The organism is Methylobacterium segetis, from assembly GCF_004348265.1.
GTDB classification, from domain to species: Bacteria; Pseudomonadota; Alphaproteobacteria; order Rhizobiales; family Beijerinckiaceae; genus Methylobacterium; species Methylobacterium segetis.
Genome location: NZ_SMNT01000173.1, coordinates 1 through 3203 on the forward strand (window position 1 = coordinate 1; position 3203 = coordinate 3203).

General features: G+C 75.8%; 3 protein-coding genes and 1 pseudogene. All 4 read left to right on the forward strand.

What is annotated here, in order from left to right:
* A pseudogene (locus E1J50_RS27635) lies at positions 1-414 on the forward strand (CheR family methyltransferase); the annotation flags it as partial.
* Between the two features lie 30 nt (positions 415-444).
* Entirely contained in the window at positions 445-999 is a 555-nt protein-coding gene (locus E1J50_RS25375; protein ID WP_132256963.1) for a chemotaxis protein CheW, read from the forward strand.
* A 51-nt stretch (positions 1000-1050) separates the two neighbouring features.
* Complete coding sequence (locus E1J50_RS25380; protein ID WP_132256965.1) at positions 1051-2718, forward strand: methyl-accepting chemotaxis protein; 1668 nt, start codon at positions 1051-1053, stop codon at positions 2716-2718.
* 16 nt (positions 2719-2734) lie between these two features.
* A partial coding sequence (locus E1J50_RS25385) for an Hpt domain-containing protein (protein WP_207919295.1) occupies positions 2735-3203 on the forward strand: 469 nt, incomplete at its 3' end.

Genomic DNA, 3203 nt, shown 5'->3' on the forward strand with positions numbered 1-3203 from the left:
CCGCCGCCCGAGGAGGTGCTCGCGCGGGTCCGCTCGCTCGCCGACGCGGGCGAGACAGCCGAGGCGTGGCGCGGCGCCCGCGCGGCCCTGCAGGCCGGCCAGCGCGACCCGCGGCTCCTCCTCTACGAGGGTCTGCTCGGGCTCGGGCTCGGGCGCGAGGCGGAGGCCGAGCGGTCCCTGCGCGGCGCGCTCTACCTCGATCCCGGTTTCGTGATGGCCCATTACCATCTCGGCCTCCTGCTCGCCGCCCTCGGGCGGCCGGGGCCGGCGCGGCGGGCCCTCGACAATGCCGCCCGGCTGAGCGAAGCGCTTGCCCCGGACGCCGTGCTGCCGGAGGGCGACGGTGCGACCGCCCGCGAGATCGCCGCGAGCGCCCGGCTGGCCAGCGCCCGCATCGGTGCCCGGACGCGCTGACGGGCGAGCGCAGGGAGGGAGGAGGCCCGCGTGAGCGCGAACGGACACCGACAGGACGAGGCCGCCCGGGCCCGAACCTTGCGCGAAGCCCGCACGCTGGCGCTCGCCCGCCGGGGCGAGGCGGTCCGCGCCGGGGCCGAGGGCCGCGCCTTCCTCGTCTGCGCCTGCGGCCCCGAGCGCTACGGCCTGCCGCTCGCCGAGGTGGCGCAGGTGGTCCCCGCCCGCCCCTGCACGGCCCTGCCCGCGGCGAGCCCCGCCCTGCTGGGCCTCGTGGCGCTCTCGGGCGGCATCGTCAGCGTGCTCGACCTCGCCCGGGCACTCGGGCGCGGCGGCACCCCCGCCGAGGAGGGACACCTCGTCGTCCTGCGCGGCACCTCCGTCCCCGTCGCGCTCGCCGTCGACCGGGTGCTCGGCACGGCCCGCCTCGACGGCGAGGCGCCGGACGCGCCGGAGGGCGACGCCTCCGCGCTGGCCCTCGGCTTGGGCAGCGAGGCCGTTTCGGGCTATGCCCCCGCCGGTCCCGCCGGGACGGGAGATTTCGCCCTCGTCGATCTGCCGCGCCTGCTGCGGCGCTACCTGCCTTGAGCGCGGCCATCGGGGCGCCCGTCCCGCCGCCGGTTTTCGGAGCCTGAACGCGTGTCGCTCTCGATCGGAAAACGGATCCTGCTCGGCTTCGTCGCCGTGACGCTGGTGATCGTCGCCCTCGGCCTCTACGCGCTCGACCGGATCGGGGCAGTGCGGGACACCACGGACGCCATCGTCACCCGCGACCTCGCCGTCGCCCGCAAGCTCGACGACCTCGCCAGCCGGGCCCGCGACATGGGCATCCTGCGCCGCAACGCGGTGATCTTCGCGCTGACGGGCCGGCGGGCCGCCGACACGGAGGACCCGGCACTCGCCTGGCGCCGGGCCGCCGGCGAGACGGAGGCCGTCCTCGCCGGCCTCGCGCGCGCGGCCGACGAGTTCCGGGCCACCGCGATCTCGCCGGAGCGATCGGCCGTCTGGCGGCGGATGAACGAGGCGGCCCTTGAGGCGGCCGGGGCCTTCCGGCAGCTGCGCAGCGGCAGCGAGGCCCAGCTCGCGGCCGTCTCCGAGAAGAAGATCGAGGCGGTGGAGGCGCGCAACGACGACCTCAACCGCACCCAGGAGGTGTTCCTGCGCAGCATCGACCGGACCCGCGACATCCTCGACGAGGGCATCGCCGCCGGCCAGCGCGGGGTGCGCGACATCTACGAGCGCAGCCGCATCTCGGTCGGCCTCACGCTCGCCGCCGCGATCCTGCTCGCGATCCTCGTCACGGTCCTGATCAGCCGCGCGGTGGTGCGCCCGCTGGAGACGGTGATGGCGTTCGCCGAGCGGGTCGGCTCGGGCGACCTGTCCCAGACCCTCGAGGCGCGCGGCCACGACGAGATCGGGAGGCTGGGGCGCAGCCTCAACGGCATGGTGGCCGGGCTCGCCGACCTCGCCCGCACCAACCGCGCCGCCACCGCCGACCTGAACGCCGCCGCCGCCCAGATCCGTGCCTCCGCCCAGGAGCAGGCGGCCTCCGTCGAGGAGCAGTTCGCCGCCGTCCAGGAGACCGCCGCAACCGTCGACGAGATCACCCATTCGGGCGCCCAGATCGGAAAGCGCGCGAGCGAGGTCATCGCCACCGCCCAGGCCACCGCCCAGACCTCCAAGGCGGGGCTGCGGGCGGTCGCCGACACGGCCCGGGCGATGGATGCGATCCGCGAGCAGGCCGAGGCGGTGGCCGGCAACATCGTGGCGCTCTCCGAGAAGACGCAGACGATCGGCGAGATCATCACCACCGTGAACGACATCTCGGAGCGCACGCATCTCCTGGCGCTCAACGCCGCGATCGAGGCGGCCGCCGCCGGCGAGAGCGGGCGCAGCTTCGCCGTCGTCGCCGCCGAGATGAAGCTTCGGGCCGATCAGGCCAAGGCCGCGACCGTTCAGGTCCGGGCGATCCTCGGCGAGATCCAGCGGGGCATCAACACCTCGGTGATGCTGACCGAGGAGGCGGTGAAGCGGGCGGCCGCCGGCAAGTCGCGCTCCGACACGACCCAGCGCACCATCGAGGAGATCACCGCCCGCGTGGAGGAGAGCGTGCAGACCTTCCAGCAGATCGTGGCCTCCACGAACCAGCAGCAGCTCGGCATCGAGCAGGTGATGGGTGCGCTCCAGAACATCCGGCAGGCGAGCCAGCAGACGGCGGCGGGCACGCGCGAGGTGGAGGCGGCCTCGGCCAACCTCACCGAGCTCGCCCAGGCCCTGATCGCGCTCGCCGAGCGCTACCGGCACTAGGATCCCCGGCGCCCCGATGGACATCCGCCAGCAGCTCCTCGCCGCCTTCGAGGTCGAGCATCGCGAGCACATCGACGCGATCCGGGCGGCGCTCGCCGGCGGTGCCGAGGGGCGCCAGCCCGACTGGAACGACATCTTCCGGCGCGCCCACAGCCTGAAAGGGGCGGCCCGCGCCGTCGACCTGCCCGCGGTCGAGGCTGTGGCCCACCGCCTGGAGGCCCTGTTCGAGCGCATCGTGGCGGGATCGACCGCCCTCGACCGGGAGGCGACGGGCGCCACCCACCTCGCCCTCGACCGGATCGAGGCCTTCGTCGCCGGGCTGAAGGGCGCGGAGGCCCCCGGGATGCCCGACGACGCCATCGCCGCCCTCGACCGGCGGCTCGGCACACCGGGCCTTGCGGCGGCGCCCCCGTCTCCGCCGCTGCCCGCCGCGAAGCCGGCGCCCGCCCCCGAGCCGGCGCCCGCCCCCAAGCCGGCGCCGGCCC